The sequence below is a fragment of the Aeromicrobium sp. 9AM genome, from assembly GCF_902506105.1.
Classification (GTDB): domain Bacteria; phylum Actinomycetota; class Actinomycetes; order Propionibacteriales; family Nocardioidaceae; genus Aeromicrobium.
This window is the reverse complement of the sequence record NZ_LR733303.1, coordinates 82,887-102,224: the sequence shown is the minus strand read 5'-3', so window position 1 is coordinate 102,224 and position 19,338 is coordinate 82,887. Positions and strand designations below refer to the sequence as shown.

The 19,338-nt window shown below is 67.7% G+C and carries 15 protein-coding genes; 4 read left to right on the top strand and 11 right to left on the bottom strand.

Annotated elements, in window-relative coordinates; all coding sequences use genetic code 11:
• Positions 1–25 precede the first annotated feature (25 nt).
• Positions 26–484 (top strand): MarR family winged helix-turn-helix transcriptional regulator, encoded by a 459-nt coding sequence (locus BOSE46_RS00495; RefSeq protein ID WP_159537231.1) that lies wholly within the window; start codon positions 26–28, stop codon positions 482–484.
• Here the strand turns inward: BOSE46_RS00495 and BOSE46_RS00490 are convergent.
• The 9 genes from BOSE46_RS00490 to BOSE46_RS00450 all read right to left on the bottom strand — a co-directional run bounded on the left by BOSE46_RS00490 (position 478) and on the right by BOSE46_RS00450 (position 11,759).
• Positions 478–1,392, bottom strand: coding sequence for a cation diffusion facilitator family transporter (locus BOSE46_RS00490; RefSeq protein ID WP_159537229.1), 915 nt, complete (start codon positions 1,390–1,392; stop codon positions 478–480). The two genes, BOSE46_RS00495 and BOSE46_RS00490, sit on opposite strands and share 7 nt — an antisense overlap.
• A 177-nt stretch (positions 1,393–1,569) precedes the next feature.
• Positions 1,570–2,763 carry an elongation factor Tu gene (tuf, locus tag BOSE46_RS00485; protein WP_159537227.1) on the bottom strand — a complete coding sequence of 398 codons (1,194 nt, stop codon included), beginning with the start codon at positions 2,761–2,763 and terminating at the stop codon, positions 1,570–1,572.
• 90 nt (positions 2,764–2,853) lie between these two features.
• Positions 2,854–4,965 (bottom strand): elongation factor G, encoded by a 2,112-nt coding sequence (fusA, locus tag BOSE46_RS00480; protein WP_159537225.1) that lies wholly within the window; start codon positions 4,963–4,965, stop codon positions 2,854–2,856.
• An 87-nt stretch (positions 4,966–5,052) separates the two neighbouring features.
• Positions 5,053–5,523, bottom strand: a complete 471-nt coding sequence (gene rpsG / locus BOSE46_RS00475; protein WP_159537223.1) for a 30S ribosomal protein S7 — start codon at positions 5,521–5,523, stop codon at positions 5,053–5,055.
• Positions 5,523–5,897 (bottom strand): 30S ribosomal protein S12, encoded by a 375-nt coding sequence (rpsL, locus tag BOSE46_RS00470; RefSeq protein WP_159537221.1) that lies wholly within the window; start codon positions 5,895–5,897, stop codon positions 5,523–5,525. The genes rpsG and rpsL overlap by 1 nt, the downstream gene beginning before the upstream one ends.
• A gap of 166 nt (positions 5,898–6,063) precedes the next feature.
• Positions 6,064–6,789 carry a maleylpyruvate isomerase family mycothiol-dependent enzyme gene (locus BOSE46_RS00465; RefSeq protein WP_159537219.1) on the bottom strand — a complete coding sequence of 242 codons (726 nt, stop codon included), beginning with the start codon at positions 6,787–6,789 and terminating at the stop codon, positions 6,064–6,066.
• 15 nt (positions 6,790–6,804) lie between these two features.
• Positions 6,805–9,597 carry an FAD-binding and (Fe-S)-binding domain-containing protein gene (locus BOSE46_RS00460; RefSeq protein ID WP_159537209.1) on the bottom strand — a complete coding sequence of 931 codons (2,793 nt, stop codon included), beginning with the start codon at positions 9,595–9,597 and terminating at the stop codon, positions 6,805–6,807.
• Positions 9,598–9,694: 97 nt separating this feature from the next.
• Positions 9,695–10,984, bottom strand: a complete 1,290-nt coding sequence (locus tag BOSE46_RS00455) for a hydroxyacid-oxoacid transhydrogenase (protein ID WP_159537207.1) — start codon at positions 10,982–10,984, stop codon at positions 9,695–9,697.
• A 43-nt stretch (positions 10,985–11,027) separates the two neighbouring features.
• Complete coding sequence (locus BOSE46_RS00450) at positions 11,028–11,759, bottom strand: GntR family transcriptional regulator (protein ID WP_159537205.1); 732 nt, start codon at positions 11,757–11,759, stop codon at positions 11,028–11,030.
• Positions 11,760–11,903: 144 nt separating this feature from the next.
• Here BOSE46_RS00450 and BOSE46_RS00445 point away from each other — a divergent pair, with 144 nt between their 5' ends.
• Positions 11,904–13,037, top strand: a complete 1,134-nt coding sequence (locus BOSE46_RS00445; RefSeq protein WP_159537203.1) for a hypothetical protein — start codon at positions 11,904–11,906, stop codon at positions 13,035–13,037.
• On the opposite strand, the gene BOSE46_RS00440 is transcribed toward BOSE46_RS00445, so the two are convergent.
• Entirely contained in the window at positions 13,016–13,501 is a 486-nt protein-coding gene (locus tag BOSE46_RS00440; RefSeq protein WP_159537201.1) for an NUDIX hydrolase, read from the bottom strand. The genes BOSE46_RS00445 and BOSE46_RS00440 overlap by 22 nt on opposite strands.
• A 37-nt stretch (positions 13,502–13,538) precedes the next feature.
• Between BOSE46_RS00440 and BOSE46_RS00435 the strand changes: the two genes are divergently transcribed.
• Positions 13,539–14,645 carry an acyltransferase family protein gene (locus tag BOSE46_RS00435; protein ID WP_159537199.1) on the top strand — a complete coding sequence of 369 codons (1,107 nt, stop codon included), beginning with the start codon at positions 13,539–13,541 and terminating at the stop codon, positions 14,643–14,645.
• The gene (locus BOSE46_RS00430; protein WP_159537197.1) at positions 14,642–15,418 is read left to right on the top strand and encodes a cutinase family protein; all 777 of its coding nucleotides are present in this window, start codon (positions 14,642–14,644) and stop codon (positions 15,416–15,418) included. Before BOSE46_RS00435 ends, BOSE46_RS00430 begins: the two co-directional genes overlap by 4 nt.
• Positions 15,419–15,472: 54 nt before the next feature.
• Here BOSE46_RS00430 and BOSE46_RS00425 read toward each other — a convergent pair whose 3' ends face one another.
• Complete coding sequence (locus tag BOSE46_RS00425; RefSeq protein WP_159537195.1) at positions 15,473–19,291, bottom strand: DNA-directed RNA polymerase subunit beta'; 3,819 nt, start codon at positions 19,289–19,291, stop codon at positions 15,473–15,475.
• Positions 19,292–19,338: the final 47 nt, after the last annotated feature.

Here is a 19,338-nt window from a genome sequence, read left to right as displayed (position 1 = left end):
CGACTATAGGAAGGACTCCTTACGAATGTCAAGCCCCGGTCCGTTCGCTTCGCGTCCGCCGCTGATCGCGCTGGTCGACCGCGCGAACCGCGTCATGCAGGCGGACATGGTGCGCGAGGCGCACCGGCACGGCTTCACCCAGGTCAAGCAGGCGCACAACGCCGTGTTCAGCACCTTGGGTGGAGGTGGGGCCCGCGCCTCCGACATGGCTGCGCGAGCGGGCATCACCCGCCAGTCGATGGGAGAAATCGTCCGCGAGCTGACGTCGCTGGGCATACTCACCACCGCGCCCGACCCGGAGGATCGACGAGCGAAGCTGATCACGTACACGCCGGCCGGTCTCGAGCTCACCACCGCCGGCTACCAGCACATCCTCGACCTCGAGGCGGAGTTCACCGGAAAGTTCGGCGCGGATCAGTACGAGCTCGTGCGGGATGCCCTGGAGTGGGTCGTGCAGCTGCTGGAGACCAACCCGGCTCAGTGATGCACGTGGCTCTCGGAGTCGATGTGGCCGGCCGGCTCGATCTGGAACGTGGAGTGCTCGACGTCGAAGTGGTCCGCCAGGCAACCGCGCAGCCGGTCGAGCACGCCATGCGCGTCATCCATGGCCGTGACCGACTCCTCGACCACGACGTGGGCGCTCATGACCGGCATGCCCGACGTGATGGTCCACACGTGCAGGTCGTGCACGTCCTTGACACCGTCCATCGCCAGGATGTGCTCGCGCAGCTCGCCCAGGTCGACGTCGCGAGGCGTCGACTCCAGCAGCACCTCGGCCACCTCCCTCAGCAGCGAGATCGCGCGCGGCAGGATCATCGCGGCGATCACGAGTGACGCGATGGCGTCGGCGGGATACCAGTCGGTCAGCAGGATGACCGTGGCCGAGACCAGGACGGCGACCGATCCGAGGGCATCACCCAGCACCTCGAGGTAGGCACCGCGGACGTTGATGCTCTCCTGCGCCCCGTGCCTGAGCAGCAGCAGGCCGATGAGGTTGACCACCAGGCCCACGCCGCCGGCGAGCAGGATCAACCCGCCCTCCAGCTCCGGGGAGTCGCCGAAGCGGCGGATCGCGCTGACGGCGACCCAGCCTGACAGGCCCAGCAGGATCAGGCCGTTGGCACCGGCAGCCAACACCCCGGTGCGGGAGTAGCCGAAGGTCCGCCTCGAGCCGGGGCCGCCACCATGTTGCGCGACCGTGATCGCCGCGAGCGCCATGACGATGCCGAACGAGTCGCCCAGCATGTGCCCGGCGTCGGCCAGCAGCGCGAGACTGCCGGTGATCCACGCGACCACGGCCTCGACGACCAGGACGCCGACGGACAGGGACAGCACGAGCGCGAGGCGGCCGCGATGTGCGACACCCGTGCCGTGTCCGTGGTCGTGTCCCATGCCATTAAGGATACGGCGACGTTGCGAAATCAACGAGCCGTTGTCCGCCAAAAGGACGCCACCGGGAACCACTCCCATCTGGGCGTACGAAGGGCGAGCAGGTCGCCGCTCCGGGAACGACAAGAGCCCCGCCCTGCCGAAGCAGGACGGGGCTCTCGCTGAGCTGGTGTGGCTAGCTCACTTGTTGATCTTCGTGACGCGTCCGGCGCCCACCGTGCGACCACCCTCGCGGATGGCGAAGCGGAGGCCTTCCTCCATGGCGATCGGCTGGATCAGCTGAACGCTCATCTCGGTGTTGTCGCCGGGCATGACCATCTCGGTGCCCTCGGGCAGCGTGACGACGCCGGTGACGTCCGTGGTGCGGAAGTAGAACTGCGGACGGTAGTTGTTGAAGAACGGCGTGTGACGGCCACCCTCCTCCTTCGACAGGATGTAGACCTGACCCTCGAACTCCGTGTGGGGAGTCGTGGAACCGGGCGCGATGATGACCATGCCGCGCTCGACGTCTTCGCGCTTGGTGCCGCGAAGCAGCAGTCCGACGTTCTCGCCGGCCTGGCCCTCGTCGAGCAGCTTGCGGAACATCTCGATGCCGGTGACCGTCGTGGTCTGCTTGGCCTCACGGATGCCGACGATGTCGACCGTCTCGTTGACCTTGATGATGCCGCGCTCGATACGACCGGTGATGACGGTTCCACGACCGGTGATCGTGAAGACGTCCTCGACGGGCATGAGGAACGGCTTGTCGGTCTCACGCGGGGGCATCGGGATGTAGTCGTCGACAGCCTGCATGAGCTCGAGGATCGACTCGCCCCACTTGGCGTCGCCCTGGAGCGCCGGGTGAGCGGCGACCTTGACGACGGGGACGTTGTCGCCGTCGAACTCCTGATCACTCAGGAGCTCACGGACCTCGAGCTCGACGAGCTCGAGGATCTCTTCGTCATCGACCATGTCGCACTTGTTGAGCGCGACGACCATCGCGGGCACGCCGACCTGGCGAGCGAGCAGCACGTGCTCACGCGTCTGGGGCATGGGACCGTCGGTGGCGGCGACCACGAGGATCGCGCCATCCATCTGAGCCGCACCGGTGATCATGTTCTTGACGTAGTCAGCGTGACCCGGGCAGTCGACGTGCGCGTAGTGGCGGTTCTCGGTCTGGTACTCAACGTGCGAGATCGAGATCGTGATGCCGCGCTGCTTCTCTTCGGGCGCCTTGTCGATCTGATCGAAGGCCGAGGCCTCGTTCAGGTCGGGGTACTTGTCGTGCAGCACCTTGGTGATCGCCGCGGTAAGAGTCGTCTTACCGTGGTCGATGTGACCGATGGTGCCGATGTTCATGTGCGGCTTGGTCCGCTCGAACTTCGCCTTAGCCACTTGGGGCTCCTTCTTCGAATTGGTTGCTGTTGAACGCCGTTGGGTCCCGCCGTACGGAAGCCTCAGGCCATCTTATGAGATGGACCGCTGCTACTCGCCGCGGGCCTTCTTGATGATCTCTTCCGCGACGTTCTTGGGAACCTCCGCGTAGGAGTCGAACTGCATCGAGTATGACGCACGACCCGAGGTCTTGGACCTCAGGTCGCCGACGTACCCGAACATCTCGGACAGGGGGACGATCGCCTTGACGATCTTGACGCCTCCCATGCCCTCTTCCATGGCGTTTACCTGGCCACGGCGAGAGTTGAGGTCGCCGATCACGTCGCCCATGTAGTCCTCGGGCGTGGTGACCTCGACCGCGAACGTGGGTTCGAGGATCACCGGATCGGCCTTGCGCGCGGCTTCCTTGAAAGCCATCGAGCCAGCCAGCTTGAACGCGAGCTCCGAGGAGTCGACGTCGTGGTACGCGCCGTCCTCGAGCGTCACCTTGACGTCGACCATCTGGTAGCCGGCGAGGACACCGAACTGCATGGCGTCCTCGGCTCCGGCGCCGACCGACGGGATGTACTCGCGCGGAACGCGACCACCCGTGACGTTGTTGACGAACTCGTAGCCACCCTCGCCACCGACGGAGACGCCGGTCGGCTCGATGCTGATGATGACCTTGGCGAACTGGCCAGAGCCACCCGTCTGCTTCTTGTGGGTGTAGCTGACGTTCTCGACCTTGCGCTTGATGGTCTCGCGGTAGGCGACCTGCGGCTTGCCGACGTTGGCCTCGACGTTGAACTCGCGCTTCATGCGGTCCACCAGGATGTCCAGGTGGAGCTCGCCCATGCCGGCGATGATCGTCTGACCGGTCTCTTCGTCGGTGTGGACCTGGAACGTCGGGTCCTCCTCGGCGAGCCGCTGGATCGCGGTGCCGAGCTTCTCCTGGTCGCTCTTGGTCTTGGGCTCGATCGCGACCTGGATCACGGGAGCCGGGAACGTCATCGACTCGAGGACGATCTGCTTGTTCGGATCGGCCAGCGTCTCACCGGTCGTGGTGTCCTTGAGACCCATGACGGCAACGATCTGGCCGGCGCCGACGGACGCGATCTCCGCACGCTTGTTGGCGTGCATCTGGTAGATCTTGCCGATGCGCTCCTTGCGGCCCTTGGTCACGTTGATGACCGTGCTGCCGGCCTCGAGGCGACCGGAGTAGACGCGCAGGTAGGTCAGCTTGCCGAGGTGCGGGTCGGACGCGATCTTGAACGCCAGTGCCGCGAACGGCTCGCTCTCCTTGGGCTCACGCGTGTCGGTCTTGCTCTCGTCACGCGGGTCGAGGCCCGTGATGGCGCCGACGTCGATCGGCGACGGGAGGTAGTCGATGACCGCGTCGAGCAGGGGCTGGACGCCCTTGTTCTTGAACGCCGTACCGCAGAGGACGGGGTTGAGCTTGGCGGCCAGCGTCGCGCGACGGATGGCCGGCTTGAGCAGCTCGGGCGTGATGTCGGCGCCGTCAAGGTAGGCCTCGGCGAACTCGTCATCGTGGTCGGCGAGCGTCTCGATCATCTCGTTGCGGGCCTCGGCGGCCTTGTCGACGAGGTCGGCCGGGATCTCCTCGACCTCGTAGTCCTCGCCGATCGCGGTCTCGCCGCGCCACACGAGCGCACGGTTGCTGACCAGGTCGACGACGCCGATGAAGTCACCCTCGGCACCGATCGGGACCTGCAGCACGAGTGCCGTGGCGCCGAGGCGCTCACGGATCGTCTTGACGCAGTAGTCGAAGCTCGCGCCGGTGCGGTCGAGCTTGTTGACGAAGCACATGCGCGGGACGCCGTACTTGTCGGCCTGACGCCAGACGGTCTCGGACTGCGGCTCGACACCGGCAACGCCGTCGAACACCGCGACGGCACCGTCGAGGACGCGCAGGTTGCGCTCGACCTCGACCGTGAAGTCGACGTGCCCGGGGGTGTCGATGATGTTGATCTGGTTGTCTTTCCACCAGCAGGTCGTCGCGGCGGACGTGATCGTGATGCCGCGCTCCTGCTCCTGCTCCATCCAGTCCATCGTGGCGCCGCCGTCGTGGACCTCACCGATCTTGTAGTTGATGCCGGTGTAGAAGAGGATGCGCTCGGTCGTCGTGGTCTTGCCTGCATCGATGTGCGCCATGATGCCGATGTTGCGGACCCTGTTGAGGTCGGTGGTGATGTCTGTAGCCACGCTGTGCGCCTTCTTCGTATGTCTTGGATGAACTGTGGAAAGTCTGGTGAGCGCCTCGGCCCTTCAGGCCGAGGTCGCTCCCCGGCCCTACCAGCGGTAGTGAGCGAAGGCCTTGTTGGCTTCGGCCATCTTGTGCGTGTCTTCACGCTTCTTGACGGCGCCGCCCAGACCGTTCGAGGCGTCGAGCAGCTCGTTCATGAGGCGCTCGGCCATGGTCTTCTCACGGCGGGCTCCGGCGTAGCTGACGAGCCAACGCAGGGCCAGGGTGTTCTGACGCGAGGCGCGAACCTCGATCGGGACCTGGTAGGTCGCGCCACCGACGCGGCGGCTCTTGACCTCGATCGACGGCTTGACGTTGTCGAGCGCACGCTTGAGCGTGATGACCGGGTCGGTGCCCGACTTCTCGCGGGTGCCTTCGAGGGCGGTGTAGACGATGCGCTGGGCGACCTGCTTCTTGCCGTCGACCAGGACCTTGTTGATGAGTGAGGTGACGAGCTGGCTCCCGTAGACGGGGTCAGTCTCGACGACGCGCTTCGGCGCCGGACCCTTACGAGGCATTAGCTCTTCTCCTTCTTGGCGCCGTACAGGCTGCGAGCCTGCTTGCGGCCCTTGACGGCCTGGGTGTCCAGGGCGCCACGGATGATCTTGTAGCGGACACCGGGAAGGTCCTTGACGCGGCCGCCGCGGACGAGCACGATCGAGTGCTCCTGCAGGTTGTGGCCCTCGCCGGGGATGTATGCAGTGACCTCGGTGCCACTCGAGAGCTTCACACGGGCAACCTTGCGGAGCGCGGAGTTCGGCTTCTTCGGAGTGGTGGTGTAGACGCGGGTGCAGACACCGCGACGCTGAGGTGAACCCTTGAGCGCGGGGGTCGTCGTCTTGACGACCTTGCGCTGACGGCCCTTGCGGACCAGCTGGTTGATCGTGGGCACTACAAACTTCCTTCTTCTGACTGGTGTGAGCCATGAGTCGTGATGCACTCGCCACCGTGCAATCCGGCAGGATGCGCGCATCGGCCTGAATGGTTCAGGCACAGCAGCCAATACTACCGGGCTGCATCGGTAGATTCCAAACCGAGACCGGGCGGGATTCGGCCCCTCAGGGCGTGGTCGGGCCGTCGAACAGGATGCGCCCGTCGACTCCCTGGAAGTCGAGCCGTTCGGGACCCATCCGCTTCCACAGCGCGAGGTAGAGCTCGGCCGCCGTGCCGCTCACGGATTGGTCGGCGTCGAGCGAGGGGTGCAGCTGCAACGGCGGGCCGTGCTCGCCGTCGCCCGGCGCGATGAGCCACGACTCCTGCGTGTCGGTCGCGACGAGCCGGATCCTGGAGCGTACGTCCGGGCGTTGCTTGCGGGCCGTCATGCGCGGGAAGAAGATCTGCAGGACCTCGTCGACGCCGTCGGCGGCGATCGAGGGCGCCAGGCCCCACTCCTGCTCGTCGATGCCCAGGGCCTGCGCGACGTCGACTGCGTGCACCGTCGCCTCGTGCATCTGGCGGCGTACCCAGAAGGAGGCACGCTCGTCGACGTACGAGAAGTTGGGCACCGGCTCATCGGGGCTGACGGCCTGGAGCGCACCGAGCAGGGCCGTCGCGGTGCCGGCGTACCACTCGACGATCGGCTCCGTGACGAGCGGTTCCGGGTCCGGCAGCCGCTGGCCGCTGAGCACCGTCGCGGCCGCCCAACGGTGGGTCGTGCCGAGATGGATCGCGAGGTCGCGGACCGTCCAGCCTGGGCAGCCGGGCACGGACTCGTCCCCCGCCGCCTTGCCGGCGAGCTCGGCGAACCGCGACATGGCCGAGCCCAGCTCGAGCATGTGGTCCATGTCGTCAGCTTCCGGTCAGGGGGCGAGGAGTTGTGCGAGATGCAGCGCCTTCACCGAGGCTAGGTCGTCGAGCTGGGTCCTGCAGGAGAATCCGTCAGCGACAACGACTGCGCCGGTCGTGGCGTTACGAATCGCCGGTAGGAGCTGCTGCTCGGCGACCGCGACCGAGACCTCGTAATGACCCTTCTCGACACCGAAGTTGCCGGCCAGGCCGCAGCAGCCGGACAGCCTCTGGATCGTGGCGCCGGTCGACTCCATGACCGCCATGTCGGCCTCGAAGCCGAGCACCGACGCCTGGTGGCAGTGCGGCTGGACGACGAGTGTCGTGCCGGTGAGGTCGGGTGCCTGCCAGCCCTCGGTGCGCTGCAGCAGCTCCGACAGCGTGAACACGCCGCCGGCCACGTCGACGGCACGCGGGTCGTCGAGCAGCTCGACGGCGTCGGAGCGCAGCACCGCGAGGCAGGACGGCTCGAGGCCGACGACCGGCACCCCGACCGCGACGTACGGATGAAGCTGCTCGACGGCTCGCGCGACCATCGTGCGAGCCGTGTCCAGCTGCCCCGTCGTGATCCACGTCAGCCCGCAGCACTGCGGACGGCTCAGCACCTCGACGTCATAGCCCGCGGCGTCGAGCACCTCCAGCGCCGCGCGACCGCCGTCGGTGGAGAAGTACTCGGTGAACGAGTCGGCCCAGATGACCACCTTGGGCCGGCCCGAGGCGGCGACGGCTCGTGCCGTTCGTGTGAAGCGCCGCGTCGCGAACGTCGGGAGGCTGCGCCGCTGGTCGACACCCGCGACCCATCGGGCGAGCGAGCGTACGCCCGGCGTACGGAGGCCGAGGTTCGCAAGCCAGGCGATCGGGGACGTGACCCGGGCCCAGAACGGCAGCCGGCCGAGGATGTAGTGGCTTCGCGGGCGGACGCGGCCCTTGTAGGACTGGTGGAGCACCTCGGACTTGTAGGTCGCCATGTCGGTGCCGGTCGGGCAGTCGCTGGCGCAGCCCTTGCAGGACAGGCAGAGGTCGAGGGCCTCGTGGACCTCCGGGGCCCGGAACCCGCCGGTCACCAAGCGGCCGTCGATCATCTCCTGCAGCACCCGCGCACGACCGCGGGTCGAGTCCTTCTCGTTGCGCGTCGCCTGGAAGGACGGGCACATGACGCCGTTGGAGCCGGCGTTGTCGGCGATGCACTTGCCGACACCGGTGCACCGGTGGACGGCCTTGCCGAAGTCGCCGTCGTCGTGCAGGAGCCGCAGCCCGAGCCGGCCCTCGAGGCGGTCGCGTGACGACTCCGGGCCGCGCAGGTCCGCGTCGAGCGGTCTCGGGCGTACGAGCACGCCGGGGTTGAGCAGGTCCTCAGGATCGAACACGCTCTTGACCTGCGCGAACAGGTCGATCGCCTCGGCGGAGTACATCAGCGGCAGCAGCTCGGAGCGGGCCCGCCCATCGCCGTGCTCGCCCGAGAACGAGCCGCCGTGCGACGCCACAAGGGTCGCCGCATCGAACATGAACGACCGGAACAGGGCCTTGCCGCCGGGTGCGTCGATCGGGAAGTCGATGCGGACATGGATGCAGCCGTCGCCGAAGTGGCCGTACGGCACGCCGTCGAGCCCGTTCTCACGAAGCAACGCGTCGAACTCACGCAGGTAGGTGCCGAGCCTGGCGGGCGGGACAGCGGCGTCCTCCCACCCCGACAGGGCCTTGCCCGGCAGCGTGCGGGTCGCGAGCCCGGCGCCCTCCTCACGGATGCGCCACAGCACGGCCTGCTCGCGCGGATCGGTGACGACGCGACTCGCGATCGCCGACGACGCGGCCGCCGCACGCTGCACGGTGTCGGCGACGAGTCCCGGGTCGTCGCCGGAGATCTCCACGAACAGCCACCCTTGGCCGCGAGGCAGGTCGGGCACCGAGCCCTTGTGCATCCGGAAGACGTCGACGATCCGGGAGTCGAGGCCCTCGCACGCCGTCGGGCCGAACGGCAGGAGCGCCGGCACGTCGTCGCCGGCGTCGGCCATCGAGGCGTAGCCCAGCACCAGGATCTGCCGGTGGGGCGGGTCCTCGACGAGCCGGACGGTCGCCGAGGTCATCGTGGCGAGCGTCCCCTCGGTGCCGGCGAAGAACGTCGCGACGTCGAAGCCACGCTCAGGCAGCAGGTGCTCGAGGCTGTAGCCCGAGACCTGGCGGCCGAACCTGCCGAACTCGGTCCGGATCGTGCCGAGCCCGGTCTGCACGACCTCGTCGAGCCGGTCGAGGGTCGGCGAGGTCGTACGTCGTCCAGCGCCGAGGGTCAGCTGCTCCCCCGCCATCGTCACGACGTCGAGCCCTACGACGTTGTCGGCCGTGCGCCCGTACGCCAGCGCCCTCGAGCCGCACGCGTTGTTGCCGATCATCCCGCCGACCGTGCACCGGGTGTGGGTCGAGGGGTCCGGCCCGAAGCGGAGGCCCAGCGGTGTCGCGGCCTTCTGCAGCACCGCGTGGACGGTGCCCGGGTCGACCCGAGCCGTGCGAGCCTCGACGTCGATGTCGTGCACCCGGTTGAGGTGCCGGGTGAAGTCGATGACGACGCCCGTGCCGACCGCGTTGCCGGCGATCGAGGTGCCGGCACCGCGGGAGGTCAGGGGCGTACCGGTCAGACGGCAGGCCTCGACAGTGGCGAGCACCTCCTCGACGCTGCGCGGGCGTACGACGACCTGCGGCACGACGCGGTAGAGCGAGGCGTCCGTGCTGTAGAGCGCCCGGACGAGGGTCGAGTCGTCGACGTCGGCGACTCCGAGGCGCCGGAGCTCCCCGACGACGTCGGACTTCACCATGGTCGACCGAAGGTCGACAGCCGTGCAGCGGCGGAGCCGCGCCCGAGCGCTGGGGGCACCTCCCGCTTGCGGGGGCCGAAGGAACGCGTCACGGGTATCACCAGAGCTCGATCGACTGGTCGAGGATCGTCGCCACGGCATCCTCGGTGACCTCGAGCGGAGCGGTCGCCAGCAGGCGCTGCTGCTTCATGGTGCCCTCGACGAGAGCGTCGATGTCCCCGGCCGTGAAGCCGACCGCTCCGATGCCGCCCGGGATGCCGACGTCGCGCATGATGCCGGCGAGCACCTGGGGCAGCAGCTCGGCCGGGTCGTCGGGCCGATCGGCACCGGGGGCCAGCAGCTCGGCCGCGCGGAGATGGCGCTCCGGTGATGCCTGGAACGTGTAGCGGAACGCTGCCGGGGCCGTCAGCGAGACGGCCATCCCGTGGGGGACCATCGGATGATCGGCGTCGTAGCCCTCCGGGTGGAAGTCGCGGACCTGGCCCGCGATCGGGTACGCATTGGCGTGCGGGATGTGCACGCCGGCATTGCCGAAGCCGAGCCCGGCGAACGTGGCAGCCATCGCGACCTCGTTGCGGGCAGCAAGGTCGTCGCCGTCACGGACCGCCTTGCGGAAGGACGACGCCATGAGGCTCAGCGCCTTCTCGGACCACATGTCGGCGATCGGGTTGGCGCCGCAGTAGGGCACCCGCTCGTCGGCGCGCTTGTGCTCGTACGACTCGAACGGCCGAGCCGTGTAGCTTTCGAGCGCGTGGCACAAGATGTCGAGGCCCGACGCCGCGGTGACGCCCGCCGGCTGGGTGAGGGTCAGCTCGGGGTCGACGATCGCGAGGGTCGGCCTCAGCCTGGCGTGCGAGATGCCGGTCTTGACGTGCTGGCTGACGACATCGAGGACGCAGATCGTCGTGCTCTCGCTGCCCGTCCCGGTCGTCGTCGGCAGCGCGATCAGCGGCAGGAGCGGGTGCTGGGGCGCCCGGGCCCTGCCGACCGGGGCGTTGACGTAGTCCATCAGCTCGCCCTCGTTGGTCGTCAGGAGGTTGACGGCCTTGGCGGTGTCGATGCTGCTGCCTCCGCCGATCGCGACGATGGCGTCGAACGGGCCCTCGGCCCGGGCGAAGTCGATCGCCTCGATGAGGCTCGCGTCCGTGGGCTCGACCCTGGAACGGTCGAAGACGACCACGTCGAGCGAGTCGGCACGCAACGCCTCGGCCACCTCACCCGGGGCGCCGGTCGCCGCGACGCCCGGGTCCGTGACGATCAGGACCCGTCTGGCATCGAGCTGCGCGAGTTCATGACTGAGCTCGTGGCGCGCTCCGACGCCGAACTTCAGGCCCGGCGCGCCGTACGTGAACACCGTCTCGGGGTGCGCTGGATGAAAGCTCGGCACGGTGCTGCTCCTTCGGTCTGGGCGTGTTCAGCGTACTAGCATGCTACTCCGGCGGCGACGCCGCTCGGCCCGCTACGTACAGGCGAGCTCGCAGGCGGTCGGCCCAGCCGTGTTCGGGCGCGGCGTCGTCAGGGGTGGCCGCCTGGGCCATGAGCAGCGCCCCGGTGTTGACGAGGTGCTCCTCCATGCGCGCTGCGGCGGCCCCGGAGTCCCTCGCCGCGATCGCCTCGACGATCGGCACGTGCTCGTCGAGGATCTCGGCCATGCCACGCGAGCGGTGCAGCGTCGACGCGCCACGCGTCTGGATCGAGTCCCGCAGGGCGGCGACCTCGTGCTGCGCCCTCGCGTTGCCGAGGATGTCGCCGACCGCGTGATGGAGGGCCTTGTCGTGGGCGGTGAAGCGTGACTCGTCGCCACGCTCGGCCGCCTCGCGCATCGCGTCGAGCTCCGCCTCGAGCAGCTGCACCTCGGCATCGCTTGCGTGCGCCGCGGCGTACGCAGCCGCCGGGACCTCGATCATGAGCCGCAGCTCGAACACGGCGCGGATGTCCCCGACGGAGACTCCCCGGATCCGCACCCCGCGGTTGCGCTCGATCGTGACGAGGCCGACGTCAGCCAGCCGCAGAACCGCTTCGCGGACCGGCGTACGGGAGACATCGAGCAGGTCGGCGAGGCGGTAGATCGAGTGCAGGGAACCTGCGGGGAACTCGCCGGAGAGGATCGACTCGCGCAACGACGCGAACACGCGATCCGTCGTCGTGGTCCGCGCGGCCATGACGTGCTCCTCTCCGGGCGCCGGACCATCTGCCCCGAGCCCTTGGGCGGGAACGATATCGTGTGGTGTTGGTGCACGAGATCTCGTTTCGGGGCGTTGCGCTGACCGACCGCGTCCCCGAGGGGGACTCCACGAGGGGATCGCATGAAGTCTCGACGCTTCCGAGTCGTGTTGTCGCTGGTTGCGCTGACCATGGTCGCCGCATGCGACGGTGCCGGATCCGAGGGCGGCCCCTCCCCCACCTCGACGCAGACGACGACCCAGCCGCCCGACGTGAGCGAGCACGAGTCGGGGCCCGAGAGCCCCATCACGTACGGACTGCAGGCGCCCAAGGGTGCGACGCAGCTCGGACCCTTGATCCGCTACCGCAGCTCCCGCCTCATCGCCGCCTATCTGCCCGAGCTCAAGGCCGCCCAGGCCCAGAAGGACGCCGAGGCCCGCGACAAGGCCAACGAGCAGGCCAGCGAGGGCACCCCACCGACGCCGACCACGCCGACGCCCGACACCCGGCCGAGCGACGACTCGTTCAAGCTGCTCAAGGACCCGCCCAAGCCCGACTCGACGATCTCGCTGATGCGGATCGACGGCAACCCCACGGACGTCGTGCGGCGGATGCTGTCGCAGATCGCCGCGCTCCTGCCGGACGCCAGCATCGTCACGGACGACCTGAGCGCCTACTGCCGCGCATCGCAGCGCCGCATCACGAGCTGCCGACTCGACGTGCGCGGCACGGCTCAAGGCGATCGCGAGATCCGCGTCGTGCTGACGGTCGATCCGGGCAACATCACGACCCGCACGTCGGGTCCCTCGGACCTGACGCACCCGGTCATGACGCTCTCGGTCGAGTACGTCGGAGAGCCGCGCCAGGGCCAGCTGTCACGTGAGTCCAACTCGCTCGACGGGGTCAAGGGCATCGAGGACCAGCCCGAGAAGTCGGGCCTCATCTGGCCCAAGATGGACGAGGACGCGCCTAGCACGAGCAAGCTGCTCAACGGCTGGGTCGCGCCGACGAGTGCCACGATCCTGCTGAGCGGCTATCACCCGCGGTTCGTCGTCATCACGGCCAAGCACGCCGTCGACGCCGACGTGACCGCCGAGCAGTACGTCCTGGGCAACAGCCCCAACGGTCGCATCACCAAGGACGTCGTCGAGGACCTCAACGAGGTCAGCACGACCTACACGACTCGCACCAAGAACGGCGGCACGGCACGAGCGACGTACGTCCTGTCGGCGCGCGGCAACTACACCGTGCTGTTCTACGACCCGGCGACGAACTGATCCAGCTGCTCGAGCGCGTGGGTCACCACCGGCAGCACCGGCCCAGTCGCTGAGCCGATCTCGGCGATCGGCACCCAGCGCACCAGGTCGGTCGTGCCGTCGACGTCGACCACGTGTGGCTCGATCGTGGGGTCGACCTCGACCGCGTAGAGCAGGTGCACCCCGTGATAGTCCTCGTACTGGTCGCCGCGCCCCACCTCGACGATGTGCACGTGGTGGACGTCGACGAGCCGGGCGCTGATCGCCTCGAGGCCGGCCTCCTCGTAGAGCTCCCGGCGCACGGTGTCGTGCGGCGACTCGCCGTGGTCGACACCTCCGCCGGGGAGGGTCCACGTCCCGACGGGATAGCCCATCGGCGAGATCCGGGTCAGCAACAGGCGGTCTTCGTGCACCGCGACGGCGTACGCACCCAGGCGCTGGGTGCGGGACGGATCGACCACTAGTGCTCCCCACAGAATCGTCATAGTGCACCTTCAGGCAGTGCTTATAGAGTCAACCACAATGAGCGCCCTCGAACCCCTTCCCGTCACCACGTCTCCGGCCAAGGAGCGCGTGGCGTACCTCGACAACGCCCGCTACTGGGTCATGCTCCTGGTGGTGATCGGTCATTCGCTCACGCAGTTCACCGACATGGACTCCGCCCGCGGGGTCTACGTGTGGATCTACTCGTTCCACATGCCTTTCTTCATCCTGATCTCTGGCTACACGGCTCGCCGCTACATGGGCGACGCCCGTCAGGTACGCCGCATCGTCAGCACCCTGGTCGTGCCCTATCTCCTGGTCGAGACCACGTTGCAGCTGATCAGCCGGCACTACACGGGTGAGCCCGATCCGCTGATGATCCTGTCGCCGCAGTGGCTCGCATGGTTCATGGCGGCACTGTTCGTGTGGCGCCTGACGACCCCGATCTGGCGGGCGCTGAAGTACCCCATCACGACCTCGATCGTGATCTCGCTGCTCGTCGGGCTCATCGAGGTTCCCAACGTCCTGGCGCTGCCCAAGATCCTCGGCTTCCTACCCTTCTACGTCGTGGGGCTGCACATGAGCCGTGAGCGCTTCGAGCGACTCACGACCACGCGCGTCCGTGCCGCGTCGGCCGTCGTGCTCGGCTCAGCACTCGTGATCTGCTACCTGTACTCCAAGAACTGGACGACCGACTGGCTGCTGTGGAAGCAGCGCTACGACGAGGACCCGCTCAGCGCCACGGCGATCGAGGGCATCACGCAGCGGGCGGAGCTGCTGGCCATCGGATTCCTCCTGACCTTCGCGGCCCTGTCACTGGTCCCCCGCCGGCGCTCGTGGACCACGGCCCTGGGTGGCCGTACGTTCTACTGCTACCTGATCCACGGCTACATCATCGTGTACCTCCAGTACCAGTTCCACGTGTTCGACCGCATCGACCGATTCGGCGTCGGCGCGGTGATCGGCACCAGCCTGGTCGCGGTCGTGGTCGCCAACCTGCTGATGACCAAGCCGATCGCCACGACGTTCCGGCCGATCTTCGAGCCCAAGCTCACCTGGCTGTTCAGGGACGTTCCCAAGCCGGCCCCAACGACCTCCGCCCCTTCCCCGGACCCCGCCGGCGAGCGCTCGCCCGCCGGCACGTGAGACTGGTCGCCGCGACGGTCGCGCTGCTGCTCGTCGCCGGGTGCTCCGGCACGACTGACAAGCCGGCGCCCAAACCGTCCTCGTCCACGAACAGCAAGCCCGTCCCGGTGCTCGTGAAGACCGGCTGCGCCGACCTCGTCGTGCTCGGTCTGCGCGGATCCGACCAGGCCCTCGACAAGAACTTCGGCTCGGGTCAGGAGATCCTGCGGTCCGTACGTGCGATGTCCACCGAGCTGCACCGCGACTCGCGCACGACGGTCCGCCTCGAGGGCATCCCCTATCGCGCCCAGAGCGCAGCCAGTGCGGCGATCTACCAGGCCAACATCGACGACGGCGTCGTCCGCGCTCGCGCCCGCGTCACCGAGCTCGCCCTCAAGTGCCCCGAAAGCAAGGTCGCGCTCGTGGGCTTCAGCCAGGGCGCCCAGGCCGTGCACGAGCTCGCCGCGCAGCTTTCGGCGACGATGCTGCGGCGGATACCGCTGGTGGCGATGATCGCCGATCCGCGGCGCAACCCGGCCGACTCGATCGCCTCGTGGACGTACGGCAAGTCCGCCAAGGGGCCCGGCAAGCTCGGTCCGGGTGCCGCGCTCGGCTCGACCCTCAAGGGACGGGCCATCGAGTTCTGCGCATCGGGCGACGAGATCTGCAACTGGCCGCCCGGCGGCTACGCCGGCTCGCTGTCGGACACGCACCGGCACTTCTACGAGACGCCGGCCCATTCCCGTACGACCGGTCGTCAGCTGGCCAAGGTCCTGCGCGCCAACGGGGTGTAGGAAACGCACAAGCCCCCGACCGATCGGCCGGGGGCTTGAGCGTGTGGTGCCTGGTTACTTCTCGTACGACGTGAAGTCGAAGTCATCGAGCTGCACCGGAGCGGAGTCCGGGGCGCCGAAGCCGTAGTCGTAGTCGCCGTAGCCGGTGACGGCGTAGGCGGCCTGACGGGCCTCTTCGGTGGGCTCGACCCGGATGTTCTTGTAACGGTCGAGACCGGTACCTGCCGGGATGAGCTTTCCGATGATGATGTTCTCCTTGAGGCCGCGCAGCGCATCCGACTTGCCGTGGATGGCGGCGTCGGTCAGGACGCGGGTCGTCTCCTGGAAGGAGGCGGCCGACAGCCACGACTCGACGGCCAGCGAGGCCTTCGTGATGCCCATCAGGACCGGACGGCCGGAGGCGGGGGTGCCACCCTCGGCGACCACGCGACGGTTCTCTTCCTCGAACTTGGCCCGATCGACCAGGTCACCCGGGATGAGGTTCGACGCACCCTGCTCGATGACCGTCACGCGACGGAGCATCTGGCGGACGATGATCTCGATGTGCTTGTCGTGGATCGCGACGCCCTGCGAGCGGTAGACCTCCTGGACCTCGTCCACGAGGTGCTCCTGAGCCCGGCGGACACCGAGGATGCGCAGGACTTCCTGCGGATCCGGGGTGCCGTGCGTGAGCTGCTGGCCGACCTCGACGTGGTCGCCGTCGGCGATGAGCAGACGCGAACGCTTGGTCACGGGGTACTCCAGCACCTCGGAACCGTCGTCCGGCGTCACCACGAGCTTGCGCGTCTTGTCGGAGTCATCGATCTCGACCCGACCAGCGGACTCGGTGATCGGCGCACGACCCTTGGGCTGACGTGCCTCGAAGAGCTCCACGACGCGCGGCAGGCCGTGCGTGATGTCGTCTCCGGCCACACCACCGGTGTGGAACGTACGCATCGTCAGCTGCGTGCCGGGCTCACCGATCGACTGGGCCGCGATGGTGCCGACCGCCTCGCCGATGTCGACGAGCTTGCCGGTCGCGAGCGAACGGCCGTAGCACTTGGCGCACGTTCCGGCCTTGGCCTCGCAGGTCAGGACCGTACGGACCTTGATCTCCTCGACACCAGCCTCGATGAGCTGCGCGATCTCGACGTCGCCGAGGTCGCCGCCGGCCGCGACGAGCACGTTGCCCTTGGCGTCGGTGACGTCAGTGGCGGCGCTGCGCGAGTAGGCCGAGGTCTCGACGTTCTCGGCGGCGACCAGACGGCCGTCATCGAGCTTCGTCGCGATGACCTTGGGCAGACCACGCTCGGTGCCACAGTCGTCCTCACGGATGATGACGTCCTGGCTGACGTCGACGAGTCGACGCGTCAGGTAGCCCGAGTCGGCCGTACGCAGAGCGGTGTCTGCGAGTCCCTTGCGGGCACCGTGGGTGGCGATGAAGTACTCGACCACCGACAGGCCCTCACGGAAGTTGGCCTTGATCGGACGAGGGATGATCTCGCCCTTCGGGTTGGCGACCAGACCACGCATGGCGGCGATCTGGCGGACCTGCATCATGTTTCCGCGGGCACCGGAGTCGACCATCATGAAGATGGGGTTGTCCTGGTCGAAGCCCTTCTCCATCTCGGCCGAGACCTCGGCAGTTGCCTGCGTCCAGATCTCGATGAGCTCCTGGCGACGCTCGTCCTCGGTGATGAGACCGCGGTCGAACTGCGTCTGGACCTTGGCCGCCTGCGCCTCGTACGTCGCGAGGATCTCGGGCTTGCGCGCGGGAGTCACGACGTCCTCGATGGAGATCGTCACACCGGAGCGCGTGCCCCAGTGGAAACCGGTGTCCTTGAGGTTGTCGAGGGCGTTGGCGACGTCGACCTTGGAGTAGCGCTCGGCGAGATCGTTGACGATCACACCCAGCTCCTTCTTGCCGACCTGGTAGTTGACGAAGCGGTAGTCGTCCGGGAGCGCCTCGTTGAAGATCGCCCGACCCAGGGTCGTCTCGGCGGTCTCGCCACCGATGCGAACCTTGATGTGGCTCTGCAGCGAGATCTCGTGACGCTCGAACGCCATCATGGCCTCGGAGACCGAGCTGAAGGCGCGACCCTCACCGGGCTGACCGTCACGCTCGAGCGTGAGGAAGTACAGACCGATGATCATGTCCTGGGTCGGCATGGTGACCGGGCGGCCATCAGACGGCTTCAGGATGTTGTTGGTCGAGAGCATCAGCACGCGTGCCTCGGCCTGCGCCTCGGCGCTCAGCGGCAGGTGCACGGCCATCTGGTCACCGTCGAAGTCGGCGTTGAAGGCCGAGCAGACGAGCGGGTGGATCTGGATGGCCTTGCCCTCGATGAGCTGCGGCTCGAACGCCTGGATGCCCAGACGGTGCAGGGTGGGCGCGCGGTTGAGCAGCACGGGGTGCTCGGTGATGACCTCTTCGAGGACATCCCACACGACCGGACGAGCACGCTCGACCATGCGCTTGGCGCTCTTGATGTTCTGCGCGTGGTTGAGGTCGACCAGCCGCTTCATGACGAAAGGCTTGAACAGCTCGAGCGCCATCTGCTTGGGCAGACCGCACTGGTGCAGCTTGAGCTGCGGGCCCACGATGATGACCGAACGGCCCGAGTAGTCGACGCGCTTGCCGAGCAGGTTCTGACGGAAGCGACCCTGCTTGCCCTTGAGCATGTCGGAGATCGACTTGAGCGGGCGGTTGCCCGGTCCGGTGACCGGACGGCCACGACGGCCGTTGTCGAACAGCGAGTCGACGGCCTCCTGCAGCATGCGCTTCTCGTTGTTGACGATGATCTCCGGAGCACCCAAGTCAAGCAGGCGCTTGAGTCGGTTGTTGCGGTTGATCACGCGACGGTAGAGATCGTTGAGATCGCTCGTCGCGAAACGTCCACCATCGAGCTGGACCATCGGGCGCAGCTCCGGCGGGATCACCGGGACGGCGTCGAGGACCATGCCCTCGGGCGCATTGCTGCTGCCGAGGAATGCCGAGACGACCTTGAGGCGCTTGAGCGCACGGGTCTTCTTCTGGCCCTTGCCGGTGGCGATGATCTCGCGCAGCGACTCGGCCTCGGCCTCGAGGTCGAAGTCCTGCAGGCGCTTCTGGATCGCCGTGGCGCCCATGTAGCCCTCGAAGTACTTGCCGAAGCGGTACGTCATCTCGCGGTAGAGCAGCTCGTCGCCCTCGAGGTCCTGGACCTTGAGGTTCTTGAAGCGGTTCCAGACCTCGTCGAGGCGGTCGATCTCGCGCTGCGTACGGTCGCGACGCTGCTTGGCCTCGCGCTCGGCGGCGTCCTTGACCTTGCGCTTGGCGTCGGCCTTGGCGCCCTCGTCCTCGAGTGCCTTGAGGTCCTCCTCGAGCTTCTGCATGCGCTCGTTGACCTCGTTGTCACGACGGCTCTCGAGCTGCTTGCGCTCGAGGTCGATCTTGGTCTCGAGGCTCGAGAGATCCTTGTGACGCGCGTCCTCGTCGACCTTGGTGATCATGTAGGCCGCGAAGTAGATGACCTTCTCGAGGTCCTTCGGGGCGAGGTCGAGCAGGTAGCCGAGCCGGCTGGGCACACCCTTGAAGTACCAGATGTGCGTGACCGGGGCGGCGAGCTCGATGTGGCCCATGCGCTCACGGCGCACCTTGGACCGGGTGACCTCGACGCCGCAGCGCTCACAGATGATGCCCTTGAAGCGCACGCGCTTGTACTTGCCGCAGTAGCACTCCCAGTCCCGGGTGGGACCGAAGATCTTCTCGCAGAAGAGTCCGTCACGCTCGGGCTTGAGCGTGCGGTAGTTGATCGTCTCGGGCTTCTTGACCTCGCCGAACGACCATCCGCGGATGTCGTCGGCGGTCGCGAGACCGATCCGGATTTGATCGAAGAAGTTCACGTCGAGCACGTTGGTCTTCTTTCCCTTTCAGAAGTGTTGCTGGGGGCGTGGAGGGG

What these genes read in the sequence shown, in the direction of transcription:
- BOSE46_RS00450 (WP_159537205.1), bottom strand. Translation starts at nt 11,759, where the DNA reads ATGGCCGCGCGGACCACGACGACGGATCGCGTGTTCGCGTCGTTGCGC.
- rpsG (WP_159537223.1), bottom strand. Translation starts at nt 5,523, where the DNA reads ATGCCTCGTAAGGGTCCGGCGCCGAAGCGCGTCGTCGAGACTGACCCC.
- BOSE46_RS00445 (WP_159537203.1), top strand. Translation starts at nt 11,904, where the DNA reads ATGAAGTCTCGACGCTTCCGAGTCGTGTTGTCGCTGGTTGCGCTGACC.
- BOSE46_RS00435 (WP_159537199.1), top strand. Translation starts at nt 13,539, where the DNA reads ATGAGCGCCCTCGAACCCCTTCCCGTCACCACGTCTCCGGCCAAGGAG.
- BOSE46_RS00440 (WP_159537201.1), bottom strand. Translation starts at nt 13,501, where the DNA reads ATGACGATTCTGTGGGGAGCACTAGTGGTCGATCCGTCCCGCACCCAG.
- BOSE46_RS00465 (WP_159537219.1), bottom strand. Translation starts at nt 6,789, where the DNA reads ATGGACCACATGCTCGAGCTGGGCTCGGCCATGTCGCGGTTCGCCGAG.
- BOSE46_RS00490 (WP_159537229.1), bottom strand. Translation starts at nt 1,392, where the DNA reads ATGGGACACGACCACGGACACGGCACGGGTGTCGCACATCGCGGCCGC.
- BOSE46_RS00460 (WP_159537209.1), bottom strand. Translation starts at nt 9,597, where the DNA reads ATGGTGAAGTCCGACGTCGTCGGGGAGCTCCGGCGCCTCGGAGTCGCC.
- BOSE46_RS00495 (WP_159537231.1), top strand. Translation starts at nt 26, where the DNA reads ATGTCAAGCCCCGGTCCGTTCGCTTCGCGTCCGCCGCTGATCGCGCTG.